This window comes from Aeromonas fluvialis (assembly GCF_000819885.1).
Lineage (GTDB): Bacteria > Pseudomonadota > Gammaproteobacteria > Enterobacterales > Aeromonadaceae > Aeromonas > Aeromonas fluvialis.
In genome coordinates, this window is the sequence record NZ_CDBO01000071.1 from 48,394 (window position 1) to 64,939 (window position 16,546).

The window sequence follows — 16,546 nt, forward strand, 5'->3', positions numbered from 1 at the left end:
TAAAAAGTTAATACGACAACCTCTCCGCCAATCCGGAATAACGCTCGGTCTTTTTCCGTACGGCCTGGGCCAGCAGGGCGCGATCGCCGTAGAGATCGAGTTTCGCCTTGGCGCGGGTGATGCCGGTATAGACCAGCTCGCGGGTCAGCAGCGGGCTGGAGCTGTCGGGCAGCACCAGCACGGTATGGGCAAATTCCGAGCCCTGGGATTTGTGAATGGTCATGGCGTAGACGGTCTCATGGGGCGGCAGCCGGCTGGGTAAAAGCGCCCGCAGGGTGCCGTCCGGCTGCTCGAACCAGACCTTTAAGCGGCCTGTTTCATCGGGCAGGCAGAGCCCCATATCGCCGTTGTAGAGACCGACCCCGTGATCGTTGCGCACCACCATCACAGGGCGACCTGCATACCAGTCGCCATCGCGGGCAATCAGGCCAGCCCGTGACAGGGCCAGTTCGAGCCGCTCGTTGAGCCCCTCAACCCCAAACGGGCCGTCGCGCAGGGCGCAGAGGATCTGGAAGCTGTTGAATGCCTTGAATACGGCGGCGGGATCCTCCCCCGCGCGGGCCGCCTTAAGATAGGCTCCGTAACCGGCCACCCCTTGGGCAATCAGGGCGTTGTAAGCCTCCCCCGCCCAGGGGTGCAGGCTGATATCGGCAAAGCCCATGCCCCAGACGGCCTCCACCGCCGTGGCATCGCCGCTGTTGCAGGCGCGCGCCAGCTGGCCGATGCCGGAGTGCTGATCAAAGCGCCAGCTCTTGGCCAGCAAACAGAGGCTGTCGCGCACCGGTGCCCCCGCGGGCGTACCCTGCAAGCGGTAGCCGGTCTGGTGGGAGAGCCAATCCGCCTGCGCGGGGCTGATGCCCTGTTCGATAAAGCTGCAGATATCGCCGAGCACGGCCCCCGCCTCCACCGAGGCGAGCTGATCCTTGTCACCGAGCAGGATCAGGCGGGCGTGGCTGGGCAACGCATCGAGCAGGCGCGCCATCATCGGCAAATCGACCATGGAGGCCTCATCCACCACCAGCAGGTCGAGGTGCAGCGGGTTGCCTGCGTGGTGGCGGAACTGGCTGCGCCCCGGAATGACCCCGAGCAGCCGGTGCAGGGTGCCCGCCTCGGTGGGGATCGCCTCCACCCACTCGGGGGGCAGATCGAGGGCCTGCAGGGCAGAGCCGATACTCTCGGTGAGGCGCGCCGCCGCCTTGCCGGTGGGGGCCACCAGCCGGATCGCCGGTGCCTTGCCTGCTTGCAGGCCGGTCTCCACCAGAATGGCGAGCAGTTTGGCCACCGTGGTGGTCTTGCCGGTGCCGGGGCCACCGGAGATCACCGCAAAGGGGCGCGCCGCCGCGGTGGCCGCCGCCAGCTTCTGGCCGTTGCAGCAGAGCGCCTCGGGCACCAGCGCATCCAGCTTGCTCAAGTCGCTCGCCGCCTGGGCGCTGGCCAGCAGCGTCTCGATGGCGGGCCAGTCCACTTCATTGGGGAACACCAGATCGAGATACTTCTCGATAAAGTGGCGGGCCGAAAAATCGGGGGCGAGGCGGGCCTTGAGCAGCGCCGCGAACACCAGCCCGTAGTCGCGGGCAAACAGCCGCGACAGGGCCGGGGCAATTTCAGGCCATTCGGCTCTTTCACTCAAGGCTCGAAGGTGGCGGGCCACCCCCTGCTCATGATCGTGGTAGCGGGTGAGGTAGAGCCGCCCGTGCCAGAGCCGCAGCGGCCAGCGCGGGGCGAGCCCCTCATGCTGCTCGCTGCCAACGAGCGGGCTTGCCGCAAACAGGGCGGGCCAGCGGGCAGGATCCGCCAGATCCCCCAGCAGATCCCGGCTCTGCTGGGGATCCAGCCCGAACGGCCGCAATGATCCGGCGATGAGCATCTCAAGGGGCAGGCAGACATGGCCGCGCCCCAGCTCGAAGCAGGCGAGCGCCGCCCCCAGCACCAGCTCGGGGCTGCCGCCAAGGTCGGCCACCAGCCGGGCAAATTGCAGATCCAGCTGGCGGATGCGGCCAGCCAGCGCCAGTGTTTTGAGCCGTTCAACCATCATGGCGCTGGTTGCTGTGCTGATCATGGTGCCGCTCATGCCTCTACCTCGTTTAATTCTGTTGATGACACACCGCCAGCGCGATCACCGTTTCTAAACAACTCATCGAGCCCCAGCACCAGTTCACGGCTCGGGCGGGTATGGAAAATGCCCCCCTGCGGCATGCCGCGCAGGAACAGATAGAAGACCCCGCCAAAGTGCTGCTCGAAGTCGTAACCCGGCAGGCGCAGGGTGAGCAGCCGGTGCAGCGCCAGCGAGTAGAGCTGGTATTGCAGGTCGTAGCGGTGCTCGGCCATCGCCCGCTCCAGCGCCGGACGGCTGTAATCGGCGGGGCTCATGCCGAGATGGTTCGATTTGTAGTCGAGCAGATACCAGCGCCCCTGCCACTCGAACACCAGATCGATAAAGCCCTTGAGCATCCCCTGCACGGTGGCAAAGCTCAGCGGCTTGTTGCCCCGCGACAGCGGGTCGTGGCGTTGGCAGAGCGCGGTCAGCGCCGGTGCCGTCACCCGCCCCATGGGCAGGAAGAACTCCAGCTCCACCTGTTTGCGCTTGGCACTCAAGTCCCGCAGCCGCACCGGATCACCAAAGCCGGTATCGAGCGGAGTATCGAGCACCGCCTCCACCTGCTGTTGCAGCACGGGAGCCCAATTCTCGTCGAAGCCGTCTTGCAGCAACAGACTGGCGATATGCTCTGCCAGCGGCTCGCCCGCGGCGCTTTGAAAGTCGATGGTCTCAAACAGGCTGTGCAGCAAGGTGCCGGGGCGCGCCCCTTTCGGGAAGGTGAAGATGGAGGGCTGGGGCGTCTCCTCCGGTTGCTCGGAAGCCAATGCAGCCGCCTCGGTGACGACCTCGTCATCGAAGCCGGGATTGGCGAGTACGCCCTTACTGTGACCGTGACCCTGCGCCGCCAGCCCGGAGTAGGAGCTGATCCACCAGTCCCGCTCAAGGGAACCGCTAAAGTGGCGCACCTGCGGCTCGCCCAACTGCTCCTCCTCTGGCGGCAGCGGGGCCGGACGGGTGAGCGAGGGCTCACCGACGGCCACCCCGGGCAGCGCCTGTGCCAGCTCGGTCAGAGCGGTCGCCAGCGTCTGTGCATCCCCCTCTTCGCCCTTTTGCAGCAGGTAGCCGATGGCGGTGTGGTGCAGGTCGGTCTTCTCCGACTTGCCCGCCCCCGCCCGCACCGGCGCCAGCCCCAGCCAGGTGGCGTAGACGCCCCGGGTCAACGCCACGTAGAGCAGCCGCAAATCTTCGGCAAGCCGCTCCCTGTCCGCTTCGGCGAGCGATGAGTCGGCGCCGGTCAGATCGAGAATGGTGCGATTGCCCGCCTCGTCCGCCTCGTGATAGAGCGGGGTCTCGGCGGTTCTGTGGCTGCAGATAAAGGGCAGGAACACCAGCGGGTACTCCAGCCCCTTGGACTTATGGATAGTGACGATCTGCACCAGTTTGCGCTCGGATTCGAGCCGCAGTACCTGCTCAGTATCCTGTCCGTTGGGGCGGCTCACCGCCTCCCCCAGCCAGCGCAGCAGGGCATATTCGCCATCCAGCTCGCTGCTCACCTGTTGCAGCAGCTCGCCGAGATGGAGGAAGTTGGTCAGCCGCCGCTCGCCATAGGGGCTCGCCAACAGCGAAGAGGCGAGATTGCGCCGGTGCAGCAGAGCCCGCAGCATGGCCAGCACGCCACGGCGGTGCCAGATCTTGCGGTACTCCATAAACTCCTGCACCGCGCTCTCCCACGCCCGCTCGTCGCTGGCCAGCCCATCGAGCGCCTTGGCGTCGAGATCAAACAGGCCGGTCGCCAGAGCCGCCCGCAGGCTGCGCTCCTCGCTCGGGTTCTGACAGGCGTGCAAAATCAGCAAAATCTCCCGCGCCTCCGTCTGCTCCAGCACGCTCTCGCGGTTCGACAGATAGACGGAGGCGATGGCGAGACGCGCCAGCTCCTGCTGCACCAGCTTGCCCTCGGCGCCGGTGCGCACCAGCACGGCGATATCCCCGGCCTTCACCGCCTGATCGCCTATCTTTGCCTTGCCCTCGCGGGCCAGGGTCAGCAGGTGGTGGATCTCGGCGGCGGTGGCGCGGGCCATCTTGCTCTGGTAATCCCCCCGATTGAAGGTCGGCTGGCCGGTCAGCTGCCAGCAGTGGAGCACAGGGGCGGTGACGCCATCGAGCAGCAGCGCCTTGCTCTTGCCCTGCGCCTCCACCGGCAGGAAGGGGATATCCGCCTCGTAGATAAAGGGATCCTTGGCCCGCTCGAACAGGCCGTTGACCGCCCCCACCAGCGCACTGCTGGAGCGCCAGTTGCGCCCGAGGGTGTAGTGGGCGCTCACATTTCGCCGCGCCTGAATGTAGGTAAAGATGTCAGCGCCGCGAAAGCCGTAGATGGCCTGCTTGGGGTCACCGATCATCAATAGCGCCGTGTCTTGGTGGCCGCCACTCTCTTGTGAACCATAGAGGCGGTGGAAGATGCGGTACTGCTGGGGGTCGGTATCCTGAAATTCATCGATCATCGCCACCCGGTAGGTGGCGCGAATCCGCTCGCAGAGCCGCTCGCCAAGGCTGGAACCGAGCGCACCGTCGAGGTCTTTGAGCAAGTCATCGAACGAGAGCTGATGAGCCTGCCGCTTGCTCGCCTGCATCCGGCTGCGCACCACCTTGGCCGCCCGCTGCAGGATCAGATCCCGAATACCGGGGCGGCTCGCCAGCAGTTCATCGATCTGGCGCAGCAGCGGCAGGGTCGGCACAGCGCCCCCCTTCTTGAGGTTCTCCTCCAGCACCGTCTGACCGAAGCGCTCCAGCTCCTTCGGGATGGCGTAGCCACTGCTCTCGTCCTGTGCCCAGTCGGCTATCTTGGCAAGCCACCCTTCGTAGTTCTTGCCGGTGTAGCGGCTGATCTGGCCGTCGGTCTGGCGGCGGATCTCGTCCGTCTGCGCCAGCCATTCGCGCTTTACCGCCTCGATGCGGGCCATAGCCGCTTGATGACGGGCGGCGAGGGTCTCGTCACCCAGCGCGGGGTGGATCTCCAGCTCGCTGTTGTCGAGCCAGCCGCCCATCTCCCGCAGCAGGGCGGCGGGGCTCGGCCAGAGCGCACGCACCGCGCTGGCGAGGGCTTTATCCACCGGATAGAACTCGGATCGCCAGTAGTCGCTCACCGCCTGCAGCCTGAGCTGGCTGTCGTCGGTGAGAAATTCGGTCTCGAAGAGGGCACCCGACTCGAAGGCGTTCTGCGTGAGCATCCGCTGGCAGAAACCGTGGATGGTAAAGACCGCCGCCTCGTCCATCTGCCGCTCGGCGGCCAGCAAGCGGCGGGCCGCCAGCTCGTGATCCTCCACCTCGTCCAACAATTGGGCCAGCAGGGTGTCACTGCTATGGCCGCGCATAAAGGCGAGCCGCGCCTCGTGGATGCGACCGCGGATCCGCCCGCGCAGCTCGGCGGTGGCCGCTTCGGTAAAGGTCACCACCAGAATTTCGGTCACCGAGAGCGGCCGCTCGTGGGCGCTCGGCTGACCGGCATCGGCGCCCTCTTCACCTTCTTGTTCGATAATCGGGCCGTGGCCCAGCAGCAGGCGCAGGTAGAGACCGGCGATGGTGTAGGTCTTGCCGGTGCCGGCGGAGGCTTCGATCAGTCGTTCACCATGGAGGGGAAAACGCAGGGTATTGAGCGGGTTAGCCATTATTGCAGCTCCTCCAGGGTCTTGAGCAGCAGGGTCAGGTGTTCGCGGGCCAGCGCCTGCAACTGGCCCAGCACCTCGTCATCGAGTTCGGGGAAGCAGCGCGCGACGTAAGGGTCTTGCCCCTCCCCATTGATCATCCAGCCGCCGTTGAAACGGGTGAGAGCCGCCTTGTCGGCCGCCTCCGGCTTGTCGGGATCCTTCTCGATCGCCTTGAGCCAATCCCAGGCGGTGTTGGGGAAGAAGGGCAGCGGCCGCTTCATCCCCTGCGCCCAGCAGGCCACCAGCGCCGCCAGCTTGGGCCGCGCCTCGTCGGCAGCGAGCTTGGCTAACCGCAGACTCTGTTTGGCATCGAACAGCAGGGTGTCGCCGGGGGCGTCGCTGAGGGAGAGGCAGAGGTGCTGGATCCAGCCCAGCAGCAGATCCTTACCGTTGAAGCTGCCGGGTTTGACCACCAGCAAGCGCCCCTTCTGGGTGTCGATCCACCCTTGCAGCTGGCCCTGAGTGAGGGAGATATCGATCTCCACCGCCTGCTTTTCTGCATCGCCATTGGCAACCCAAGGGCGCAGCCGATCCGCCAGCTTGCCCATCTCGGCATCCAGATCATCCAGCAGCAGGCTGCCGAACCACCCTTGCGGCAACAGACCGGTGAGCTGCAACCGCTCGCGCCGCTCGGTGCTATCCCCTTCTGCCAGATGGGCATCGAGCAGCAGATCTTTCAGCTGATAATGTTGCAGGCCATCCAGCTCGAACGGCTCGCTGTCCTCGATGCTGGCTTCGTTCAGCTCAAACCACACCTTGAGGCGACGGTTGAGGAAATATTTGGTGGGCTGGCGATAGAAGCGCAGCAGCTCCGCCAGCTCCAGCCCCTGCTCCTTGCCCCCCCCTCTGTTCCAATCTGGCGGGAGAGGCAGCTCGCCACTCTGGAAGTTGGCCGCGCCGCGCACCGGATTGAGGGCGGGCAGCCAGTCGGCGGCATAGGTAAAGAGGCGCGAACCCGCCTCCGGGTAGAAGTAGTTGCGGCTGTAGGGGGTGAGCGGGTGCGCCACCATCAGGTGGTTGAGCAGCCGCTTGCCGGAGGTTTCGTCGTCGAGCTCCTCATCCCCCGCCAGCACGAAGCCCTGCCGCACATAGTCGATCAGCTCCGCCAGCAGCACCGAGGGCACCTTGTCGCTATTGTCCTGCGCGCTGAAACCCTGATAACTGATATAGAGCCCCTGCTGGGCGCTGAGCAGCGCCTCGAGGAAGAGGTAGCGGTCATCATCGCGGCGGGAGCGATCACCGCGCCGCGACGCCACCGCCATCAGATCGAATCCCATGGGGGCCAGGGTGCGCGGGTAGACACCGTCGTTCATGCCGAGCAGACAGACCTGCTTGAAGGGGATGGAGCGCATCGGCATCAGGGTGCAGAAGTTGACCTGACCGGCGAGGAAACGCTGGCTGGAGCGGGACTCCCCCAGCACGCTGCCGAGGTAATCCTGCAGCAGGTCGGCGGTGATGGGTTGCTCGAAGCGGGCCTCGCCAAGCTGGCTCTGCCACTCGACCAGCTGGCTGCGAATGAGCTGGAGCTGACGCTCTTCATCCTCGTCGGCCAGATAGAAGCGCTCCAGCAGCGCCAGCAGGCAGGCGTTCCACTCGGCCAGCGGCTGCGCCTGTTGCAAGCGGGGCAGGAATTCGGCCAGCGAATCGACAAACCAGGCGAGCTTGCCGAGCGCCAAGCCCTGCTGACCTTCGATATCGGCGTAGGGCAGAATGCCCGCCACCGGCTCGCCGTCGCCCATGGCAAAACCGAGCAGCATGCGGCGCAGGCCGAACAACCAGCTGTTGCCGGACATGGGTGGCAGATCGAAACGGACGGGGTAGCCGTCATCCAGCCCCCAGCGGATGCCGGTCTCCTGCACCCAGACCCGCAGCTGGTTGAACTCGTCGTCATCCAGCTCGAAGCGGCGCAGCACGGCGGGCACCTCGAGAATGGCCAGCAGCTCCCCCGCCCCGAAGCGGGCATTAGGCAGTCTGAGCAGGGCGAGGAAGCTTTGCAGCAGCGGGCTCTCCTGACTCGCTGCCCGATCCGAGACCGCAAACGGGATCTGGCCGCGCGCCCCACTCTTTTCTTTACCAAACACGGCCTGAATGTAGGGGCCGTAGCTGTTCACATCCGGCATCATCACCACCACATCTTTCGGGGTGAGGGACGGGTCCTGTTCAAACAGCGCCAGCAGCCGGTCGTGCAGCACCTCGAGTTCTCGCATCGGGCCGTGGCAGGCGTGGATCTGCAAGGATCCATCCGCCGGATCGATGGGGCTCTTGTGGTGGCTGCTGTCGAGATCAAATTGGTCCGAGCCCCGTTCTGCCAGCTCCAGCACATCCTTCTGGATGGCGCGCAGCAGGCTGACATTGCCCTTGCCATCCACCTCGTCGATATCGACGAAGGCCTCGATTTGCGGCACCTCCAGCTCCATCAGCTGATGCAGGTAGTCGCGTCCCAGCTTGCCCATGGAGGCGAGCAGCGGGTTGGCGGGGCCCTGCAATGTCTCGATATCGGTACCGGGTTTGAGCTTGTTCTCCAGCCGTGCCAACGTCTTGCGATCCAGCAGATCCCCCCAGTAGTAACGGCAGGGGTTGGTGACGAACAGGTGCACCTCCACCTCCGGCCGGCTGCCGAGGGCCAGCAGCGCCTCCACATAGCGCGGTGGCAGCGCCGAGATGCCGAACACAAAGACCCGCTGCGGCAGCTTGCCCGGCAGATCGGCAGTACGCGCCAGCTCGTGGATAAACTCCTCGTAGAGATTGGCGCGGTGGTAACCGCTCGGAGAGAGCGCCAACGTGCGGGCCACCAGCTCACGCCACAGCTCCGGCTGCCAATCCTGACCGCTCACCCCGGCCAGCTCCTGACTCAATCCTTCCCCCTCTTCCCAACGGGCGATCCAGTCCGGCCGGTAGACCAGATACTGGTCAAAGAGATCCGCCACCTTCTGGCAGAGCTGCCACAGCCGCACTTGCTCGGGATCCCGGGCTGGATCCTTCTCATCTCCCCCGCCCAGATAGGCGGCGAGCGGGGCAAAGGCGGGGCGCTCCAGCAAGGCAGGCAGAATGGTCATCAACTGCCAGCTCATGGATCCCTTGTTGTAGGGACTCTGACGCGGCACATCCGCCAGCACTTGGGTGAACATCTCCCAGATAAAGCTGGCGGGCAGCGGAAAGTCGATATTGGCGGCGATGCCGAAGGCTTTGGCCAGCTCCAGCTTGAGCCACTGGGCCATGCCCGGGCTCTGCACCAGGATCTGTTCCCGATCGAAGGGGTGAGAGAGAGGGGCCTGCCGGATGCGGCTCACCAGCAGCTCTTTGAGCAGATCCAGCTGATTGGAGTGGTAGAGGGTAAACATGAGCAATTCCCGCCTGTGGATGAGAGGGGGCGAGGGAAAAGGCGAGCCATTTCCGTCACTTCACAAGAGAGGGAATTGTCGGGGATCGGGGGGGAAGATGCAAAAGGCACTTGTGGCCAGCAGGCGGGTAAACCGCTGAACCATGAGGGGCGCCGCAGATTTGACGCGCCACCTCACCTATCCGGAAAACGCAGACAGAAAAAAGCCGGTGCAGTTGCACCGGCCAAAAGGCATTGGAAAACTCAAACTGTCTGGCTGTTACCAGTTTTTGCCAAGACGGGCATCCACACTGAATGCACCCGCACCAGCCGCCGCCAGCGCCAGGAAACCACCGGCCACTGAGACGTTCTTCATAAACATCAGCATCTGCATCTGTTCGGCAGGCTGGTAGTGGAAAATAAAGGCAGCCATCAGAGTGAAACCGGCCAGCAACACGGAGAGGCTGCGGGTAAAGAGACCGAGCACGACGGCAAGGCCACCACCCAGCTCAAGCAGGATCACCAGCGGCAACATAAAGCCCGGCACGCCCATCGCTTCCATATAACCCTGAGTACCGGCGTAACCACCGATCTTGCTCCAGCCCGCCATCACGAACATCAGTGCCAGCAGTACACGACCCGCCAGTAGCGCAACATCTTTCATCTTGTCCATTTTACTATCCTCATTTATCTCGTATCGCCACTGACCAATCAGGGCAGGTCAAACAACAGGGCTTGAGTGGCACTGGTTGCGACCAACTCCCACCGGTATTCATCACGACTGAGTACCCCGTCGCCGGGCCGGGCAGCCAGACCGTTGGCGGTCAACCCCCCTGACATCATCTGCAGGTAACCGTGTCGGCCAGCCAGTGCCCATTCGAGCGTCTCGCCCGGGGCCAGCTCCAGCCGCCATACGCGGGCCTGTTGGCGGATCCGCAGCGATCCCGCCTCGCCATCCGGTGACGCTACCAGCGTCATGCCCGGTCTGGACTCGATCTTCTTCTGCTGGTATCCGGGTGGCGTGCCGAACTCGTTCGGCTCAATCCAGATCTGCAACAGGGAGAGAGGATCCGTCTGCGAGGGGTTGTACTCGCTGTGGCGGATCCCGCTGCCTGCGCTCATCAGCTGGAAATCCCCTGCCGGGATCTGCTCGGCATGGCCGAGGCTGTCCTTGTGCTCAATGGTGCCTTGTAGCACGCAGGTGAGGATCTCCATATTGGCGTGAGGGTGGGTGGCGAATCCGCCACCCGGCGCAACCCGATCCTGATTGATCACCCGCAGTACCGAGTGCCCCATCCACTGTGGGTCATAGTAGTGACCGAAAGAGAAGCTGTGGCGCGCGTCCAGCCAGCCAAAGTTGGCCTTGCCCCGCGCTTCTGCGGCTCTCAATTGCATCATGGTCTGCTCCTCATCTATCCGGGGGGCGACTTAGCGGTCTTTGCCACCACCGATGCCGAACGGAATACGGTATTCGCTGCTCTGGCCAGCCAGGCTGATGGTCAGGTTGCCCTGGGTACGGCTCGGGATCCGCACCTGCTGGGTGCCTTCCAGATTGGCGTGGACTGATGCCAGCAGATGGCCAGACTCGTCACGCACTTCCAGCATCGAATTGGCTTTGCCATCCAGTGCAGCAGTGGCATTCCACTTAACAAACAGCACGCCGGGCATGGCATTGAAGTCAGCCGGTACGGAAGCCTGGGCGAAACCTGTGGTCATCAGGCCTGCAATGGCCAGCATCTTGATTACGTTTTTCATGTTCTTTCACTCTCTTGTTTTATATGTGATTGCCAAGGCCTTTTCGGCCTGAATCAATGCGTCCATGCAAGAGATTATTCAAATAGTGTGTTGTTCTTTCACCGACATCAGACAGACCGATTTGGTGTATCACAGTGCGTAAATTCCTGCATATTTGGCCGCTCGACGCTCCTGCCTAAGCATTGATTGAATAGTAGAGTCACTTGGCCTAACTTGTTAGCGAGATATACTGGCAAACATATTCAAAAAAATTGAAGGTAAGGAATGGCCAAGGTATCGAACAAGGAACGGGCACTGACCCTGGAGGCAATCCGGGTGCTGGACGCCATCGACCGCCGCGGTAGCTTCGCGGCGGCAGCCGATGAGCTGGGCAAGGTGCCCTCGGCGCTGAGCTACACAGTACAGAAGCTGGAGGACGAGCTGGATGCCATGCTGTTCGACCGCAGCGGCCACAGAACCAAGTTCACCCCGGCGGGCCGCATGCTGCTGGAGCGAGGCCGGATGCTGCTGGAGGCGGCCGAGCATCTGGTGGGCGAGACCCGGGCCCTGGCCCGTGGCTGGGAGACCGACATCACAGTCGCCGTCGACGCGCTGGTTCCGGTACAGGCCCTCTACCCCTTGGTGGAGAAGCTGGCCGAACAGACCGATACCCGACTCAGGTTGCGCGCCGAAGTACTGGCGGGCAGTTGGGAGTGTCTGGAGGATGGCCGGGCCGACCTGCTGATCTCCGCGATCAATCCGGACATCATGATGGCTGGCATCAAGCATCAGGTGATCAAGGAAGAGGTCATGCTCTACGTCGCTCATCCCGAGCATCCGCTCCATCAGGAGCCGGAGCCTCTGGCGGACGAAACCCTGCGCCGCTATCGCGCCATCGCGGTCGCCGATACCGCGCTGCGCAAACCGGTACTCACTTATCGCCTGCTAGACAAGCAGCCGCGCCTCACCGTCAGCACCATGGCGGAAAAACACGATGCCCTGCTGGCGGGGATCGGTGTCGGCACCATGCCGCAGAGCTGGATTGAGGAGGACATCAGGGCCGGGCGGCTCAAGGTGATCTCCCCGGAATATCGTCATCAGTTGCAGGTGGTGATGGCCTGGCGGCGGGATACCATGGGCAAGGCCAAAAGCTGGCTGGTACGGGAGATCCCCAAGCTGTTCCAGACGCAATAGGGGCAGCAGCGCTGCCAGAAACAAGAAAGGAGAGCCTCAGGCTCCCCTCTTTACGACTGACTGTCGGCGATGGCGCTTACTGGTTAGCTTCGGCGAACTGCTTCATCGCTTCGGCGTGCTTGGTCATGCCAGCGGCACGCTCGCCCAGGTTCTTGATAAACTCCGCCTTCTTGGCCGGATCTTCAATGCGGTCATAACGTTGCTGCAGGTTGGCCTGGATCTGTTCCGGGGTCATGTTCTGCATGCGTGCCATCTTGTCGTGGCGACCACCGTGGTGCTTGCCACCCATCTTGCCACCGCCATCCATCGGGCAATCCATCATGGCACCGGGCTGGCCGGTAGGGGCGGCTTCACTGGCGGCATAGGCGCCCAGCGGCAGGCCAAGGATCAGGGTGGCGGTCAGCAGGGTTTTGGTCAGCTTTTTCATGGTCTATCTCCTGTAGGGGTGATTCTGATTCGGCGCTCTTGCCTTGCCCTCAAGTAAACACCCTATCGGTGTCTGAACTATGCCAGTATCACCCTTTTTTGTAGCAGAGTGTGGCATGGTGCCGATCTGGCACACTTTGACACAAACCGCCGGTCTGATTTTCGTATACTCGTGCCAACGTCAAGCAGGAGCCCTCCCCATGAATCAAGGCAACACCCATATTCTGGTGGTCGACGACCACAGCGAGATCCGCGATCTATTGAAGCGCTTTCTGGAACAGCACGGCCTGCGGGTCAGCTGCGCCCGGGATGGCAAAGAGATGAAGCGGCTGCTGGAGGAGCGGGAGTTCGACCTGCTGGTGCTGGACCTGATGATGCCGGGTGAAGATGGCCTGACCCTCTGCCGCGAGCTGCGGGTCAAATCAAATCTTCCCATCATCATGCTGACCGCCATGGGGGAAGAGACCGACCGTATCATAGGGTTGGAGATGGGGGCCGACGACTATCTGGCCAAGCCTTTCAATCCACGCGAGCTGCTGGCACGCATCAAGGCGGTGATGCGCCGTACCCAGGCGGAAACCCAGCCCGCCCCCGAGACCCTGACCCGGGATCTGCGCTTCGATCGCTGGCTGCTCGACATCAATCGTCGGGAGCTGGTCGATGAGGATGGGGTGGGCCTCAGCCTCTCGACCGCCGAATTCGATCTGCTCAAGGTGTTTCTGGAGCGACCGCAGCGGGTGCTAAGTCGGGATCAGCTGCTGGATCTTGCCCGCGGGCGCGAGGCGGTGGCCTTCGATCGCGCCATCGACACCCTGGTGAGCCGACTGCGTCGCAAGCTGGAGCGGGATCCCAAGAATCCGGAGCTGATCAAGACTATCTGGGGTGGTGGCTATATGTTCTCTGTCAACGTGACGCAGGTCTAAGCAGTGGGCGCCTTGCAACAACTGTGGACACGGATGTGGCCCAAGGGACTGACCGGCCAGATCATTCTGGTGGCTCTGGCGGGATTGATCCTGATCCAGCTGCTCAGCATCCAGATCTACCGTTCGGATCGGGAGGAGGCACTCGGCTTCGTCAACAGCCGCAACGCCATGCAACGGATCATCTCGGTGGTGCGGCTGCTCTCCCTCTCGCCCCCCTCCCTCTATGACGAGATCCTCAAGGCGAGCCGCAGCGAGACCCTGCTGCTAAGACTCTCCGACGAGCCGCTGCAACCGGACAACCGCAGCCCTCGCTTCGAGAAGCTGGTGCGCTCGCGCCTCAACTATCCCCCCGGCCTCACCGTCGAGATCAGCGCCGAGCTGAAAGAGGATACCCAACGTAGCAAGGCATGGGAGCATCACGCCCGCATGATGCGGGATCGCAAGGGGCCGCCCCCGCCACGGGATATGCGGCTCTATGGCTCCATAGAACTGCCACAGGGAGGCTGGCTGCAGTTCAGCTCGCTGGTCGACAAGGAGGCAGGTAGCTGGTCGTGGCAGACTACTCTCAACCTGATGCTGGTCGCCAGTCTGGTGATCGGGCTGATGGTGCTACTGTTTCGCCGTGCCACCCGCCCGCTCAAGCAACTGGCGGGCAATGCGGAGCGGCTCGGACGGGGCGAGGATATCGAACCCTTGAAAGAGGAAGGGCCCACCGAGATCCGCGAATCGATTCAGGCCTTCAACCGGATGCACGCTCGGCTCGACCGCTTCGTGCAGGACAGAACCCAGATGCTGGCGGCCATCTCCCACGATCTGCGTACCCCCATCACCAGCCTGCGGCTGCGCACCGAGTTTCTGGCCGATGGCGAGGACAAGGAGCGCATTCAGCAGACCCTGCAACAGATGGAGCAGATGTTGGCGGCAACCCTCAGCTTTGCCCGCGAGGAGGGGCAGCAGGAGGCGACCCGCGAGCTGGATCTGGTCAGCCTGCTGGTCAGCCTGTGCGATGACTATGCCGATACCGGCCAGCCAGTCACCTGTCTGGCGGAGGGCAAAGAGGTCTATGCCTGCCGGGCCAATACCCTGCGCAGGGTGCTGCAAAACCTGATTGGCAACGCCATCAAATATGCCGGCAGTGCAGAGGTGTCGCTGGAGCGCGACAAAGAAGAGTTGTTGATCCGGGTCCGCGACAACGGGCCGGGGATCGATCCGACGCGGCTGGAGGATGTGTTCAAACCCTTCGTGCGGCTGGACGAAGCGCGCAACACCGAGTCGGGCAGCGTAGGGCTCGGGCTCTCCATCGCTCGCACCTTGGTCCATCAGCACGGCGGCGAGCTGACCCTGCTCAACCGGCCGCAAGGCGGCCTGGAGGCGCGGATCAGCCTACCGCGGTAAGTGCTGTCGTGATCCATTGAAACGACACTAGCCACCTCTGTTTCTGACCCATGGTAGAGCCCCATAGCCACGCAGGGAAATTGCATCACGAGTATCGCGCCTCAACTAGACTCATTTAATGGCAGCCCCATTTCGGAGTCAGAATATGAGTGTTCTTAACCGCTTGGCAGGCCTGTTTAGTTTGCTGCTCCTCGCTTTGCCCCTGAGCAGCCCTCATGCCGCCACCCCCGCAGAGGAAACCGCTCGCGAGCAGCTCACCCTCACCACAGACGATCTACTGCAGCCCTGGAGCGGTGATTTACCCGGGATGCTGGATCGCCGGGTGATCCGGGTGCTCACCGTCTACAGCAAGACTTTCTACTTCGTTGACAAGGGCACCCAGCGCGGAGCCACCTATGACAGCCTCATGGAGTTCGAACGCTACCTCAATATCCAGCTGGCGAAAGAGAAAAAGCTCACGCAGCGCCATCTAAAGATGCGGGTTATTTTCATCCCTGTGGCTCGGGGGGAACTGTTCCAGGCCCTGCGGGAAGGCAAGGGCGACATTGCGGCTGCCAACCTCACCATTACGCCAGCACGACTGGAGTTAGTCGACTTCACTCAACCTATCTACAAGGGGGTGAGCGAGCTGCTAGTGAGCGGGCCAGACTCCCCTCAGGTTGATACCCTGGAGGATCTCGCGGGCAAGACAGTGTTCGTGCGCTACTCATCGAGCTACTACGAAAGCCTGCAAGCCCTCAATGCACGCTTTGTCCAGGAGGGACGTCCGCCCGTACGCCTCAAGGAGGCACCCGATGCCCTGGAGGATGAGGATCTGCTGGAGATGCTAAGTGCAGGCCTCATTCCCCTGCTCGTAGTCGATAGCCACAAAGCCAACTTCTGGAAGCAGATCTTCCCCACCCTGCGGGTGCATGACAGGGTCACCCTTCGCCGCGATGGTGAAATCGCTTGGGCCGTGCGCAAGGAGAGCCCCGAGCTGCGAGCCATGCTGAACAACTACATCAAGCTGCATGGCCAAGGCAGCATCACCGGCAATACCTTGCTGAATCGCTATTTCAAGAGCAGCAAATATGTAAAAAACGCCAACTCAGAACAGGAGCGAGTGAAATTTCTAAACATTATCAATCTGTTCAAACAATATGGGGACAAGTATGACGTGGACTGGTTGCTGATGGCTGCCCAAGGCTACCAGGAGTCACGCCTCAATCAGAAGGCCCGCAGCCATGTAGGTGCCATCGGAGTGATGCAAATCATGCCTGCGACCGGCAAGGATCTCAAAGTAGGAGACATTCGCCAGCTTGAGCCCAATATCCATGGCGGAATCAAGTACATGCGCTGGATGATTGATAACTACTATGGGGACGAGCCGATGAGCCGGCTGGACAAGGCCCTCTTCTCTTTTGCCTCCTACAATGCGGGACCCGCCCGCATTGCCAAGCTACGCAAGCTAACCGAGCAACGCGGCTTCAACCCCAACGTCTGGTTTGGCAACGTGGAGCACATTGCCGCCGAGAAGATTGGCGCCGAAACCGTGACCTATGTGGGGAACATCTACAAATATTATGTGGCCTACAAGCTACTCATGGACGCACAGGCTGAAAAACGGCAGGTGACCGAAGAGATTAAAAAGAGCACGAGTCAATGAGATGCGAAAGGCAACATGATAGCCTCTCTCTCCGTCACACCTCCTGCGTAAAGGCGCGCTTGGAGAATGTTCGAGTGAGATAACAATATCAGCATTCAAATTCTGCAGACGAAAAAAAGCCCAGTCTTTCGACTAGGCTTTTTAATCATTGGCGGAGCGGACGGGACT

The 16,546-nt window shown here is 62.5% G+C and carries 11 protein-coding genes; 4 read left to right on the forward strand and 7 right to left on the reverse strand.

Features of this window, described 5'->3' with window-relative positions:
* Positions 1–7: 7 nt before the first annotated feature.
* The 6 genes from recD to BN1125_RS16115 all read right to left on the reverse strand — a co-directional run bounded on the left by recD (position 8) and on the right by BN1125_RS16115 (position 10,816).
* Positions 8–2,071, reverse strand: coding sequence for an exodeoxyribonuclease V subunit alpha (recD, locus tag BN1125_RS16090; RefSeq protein WP_042013476.1), 2,064 nt, complete (start codon positions 2,069–2,071; stop codon positions 8–10).
* On the reverse strand, positions 2,068–5,703 hold the full coding sequence (gene recB / locus BN1125_RS16095) for an exodeoxyribonuclease V subunit beta (RefSeq protein WP_042013478.1): 3,636 nt from the start codon (positions 5,701–5,703) through the stop codon (positions 2,068–2,070). Before recB ends, recD begins: the two co-directional genes overlap by 4 nt.
* Positions 5,703–9,083 carry an exodeoxyribonuclease V subunit gamma gene (recC, locus tag BN1125_RS16100; RefSeq protein ID WP_042013479.1) on the reverse strand — a complete coding sequence of 1,127 codons (3,381 nt, stop codon included), beginning with the start codon at positions 9,081–9,083 and terminating at the stop codon, positions 5,703–5,705. The genes recB and recC overlap by 1 nt, the downstream gene beginning before the upstream one ends.
* 258 nt (positions 9,084–9,341) lie before the next feature.
* A complete protein-coding gene (locus BN1125_RS16105) occupies positions 9,342–9,734 on the reverse strand; it encodes a DoxX family protein (protein ID WP_005336513.1) in 393 nt (130 codons plus the stop codon).
* 38 nt (positions 9,735–9,772) lie between these two features.
* Positions 9,773–10,459, reverse strand: a complete 687-nt coding sequence (locus tag BN1125_RS16110) for a pirin family protein (RefSeq protein WP_042013481.1) — start codon at positions 10,457–10,459, stop codon at positions 9,773–9,775.
* A gap of 30 nt (positions 10,460–10,489) precedes the next feature.
* On the reverse strand, positions 10,490–10,816 hold the full coding sequence (locus tag BN1125_RS16115; protein WP_042013482.1) for a hypothetical protein: 327 nt from the start codon (positions 10,814–10,816) through the stop codon (positions 10,490–10,492).
* A 264-nt stretch (positions 10,817–11,080) separates the two neighbouring features.
* Between BN1125_RS16115 and BN1125_RS16120 the strand changes: the two genes are divergently transcribed.
* Positions 11,081–11,989, forward strand: coding sequence for a LysR family transcriptional regulator (locus BN1125_RS16120; RefSeq protein ID WP_042013483.1), 909 nt, complete (start codon positions 11,081–11,083; stop codon positions 11,987–11,989).
* 76 nt (positions 11,990–12,065) lie between these two features.
* Here BN1125_RS16120 and BN1125_RS16125 read toward each other — a convergent pair whose 3' ends face one another.
* A complete protein-coding gene (locus tag BN1125_RS16125; protein WP_042013485.1) occupies positions 12,066–12,416 on the reverse strand; it encodes a hypothetical protein in 351 nt (116 codons plus the stop codon).
* A 199-nt stretch (positions 12,417–12,615) separates the two neighbouring features.
* Here BN1125_RS16125 and BN1125_RS16130 point away from each other — a divergent pair, with 199 nt between their 5' ends.
* From BN1125_RS16130 to BN1125_RS16140, 3 genes are all read left to right on the forward strand, one after another.
* Entirely contained in the window at positions 12,616–13,338 is a 723-nt protein-coding gene (locus tag BN1125_RS16130) for a response regulator (RefSeq protein ID WP_042013486.1), read from the forward strand.
* Positions 13,339–13,371: 33 nt separating this feature from the next.
* Positions 13,372–14,733 (forward strand): ATP-binding protein, encoded by a 1,362-nt coding sequence (locus BN1125_RS16135; protein ID WP_042013488.1) that lies wholly within the window; start codon positions 13,372–13,374, stop codon positions 14,731–14,733.
* Between the two features lie 145 nt (positions 14,734–14,878).
* A complete protein-coding gene (locus tag BN1125_RS16140) occupies positions 14,879–16,378 on the forward strand; it encodes an MltF family protein (RefSeq protein ID WP_042013489.1) in 1,500 nt (499 codons plus the stop codon).
* The last annotated feature ends 168 nt before the right edge of the window (positions 16,379–16,546 follow it).

Coding starts and splice junctions, on each gene's coding strand:
- recD (WP_042013476.1), bottom strand. CDS start 2,071: ATGAGCGGCACCATGATCAGCACAGCAACCAGCGCCATGATGGTTGAA.
- recB (WP_042013478.1), bottom strand. CDS start 5,703: ATGGCTAACCCGCTCAATACCCTGCGTTTTCCCCTCCATGGTGAACGA.
- recC (WP_042013479.1), bottom strand. CDS start 9,083: ATGTTTACCCTCTACCACTCCAATCAGCTGGATCTGCTCAAAGAGCTG.
- BN1125_RS16105 (WP_005336513.1), bottom strand. CDS start 9,734: ATGGACAAGATGAAAGATGTTGCGCTACTGGCGGGTCGTGTACTGCTG.
- BN1125_RS16110 (WP_042013481.1), bottom strand. CDS start 10,459: ATGATGCAATTGAGAGCCGCAGAAGCGCGGGGCAAGGCCAACTTTGGC.
- BN1125_RS16115 (WP_042013482.1), bottom strand. CDS start 10,816: ATGAAAAACGTAATCAAGATGCTGGCCATTGCAGGCCTGATGACCACA.
- BN1125_RS16120 (WP_042013483.1), top strand. CDS start 11,081: ATGGCCAAGGTATCGAACAAGGAACGGGCACTGACCCTGGAGGCAATC.
- BN1125_RS16125 (WP_042013485.1), bottom strand. CDS start 12,416: ATGAAAAAGCTGACCAAAACCCTGCTGACCGCCACCCTGATCCTTGGC.
- BN1125_RS16130 (WP_042013486.1), top strand. CDS start 12,616: ATGAATCAAGGCAACACCCATATTCTGGTGGTCGACGACCACAGCGAG.
- BN1125_RS16135 (WP_042013488.1), top strand. CDS start 13,372: ATGTGGCCCAAGGGACTGACCGGCCAGATCATTCTGGTGGCTCTGGCG.
- BN1125_RS16140 (WP_042013489.1), top strand. CDS start 14,879: ATGAGTGTTCTTAACCGCTTGGCAGGCCTGTTTAGTTTGCTGCTCCTC.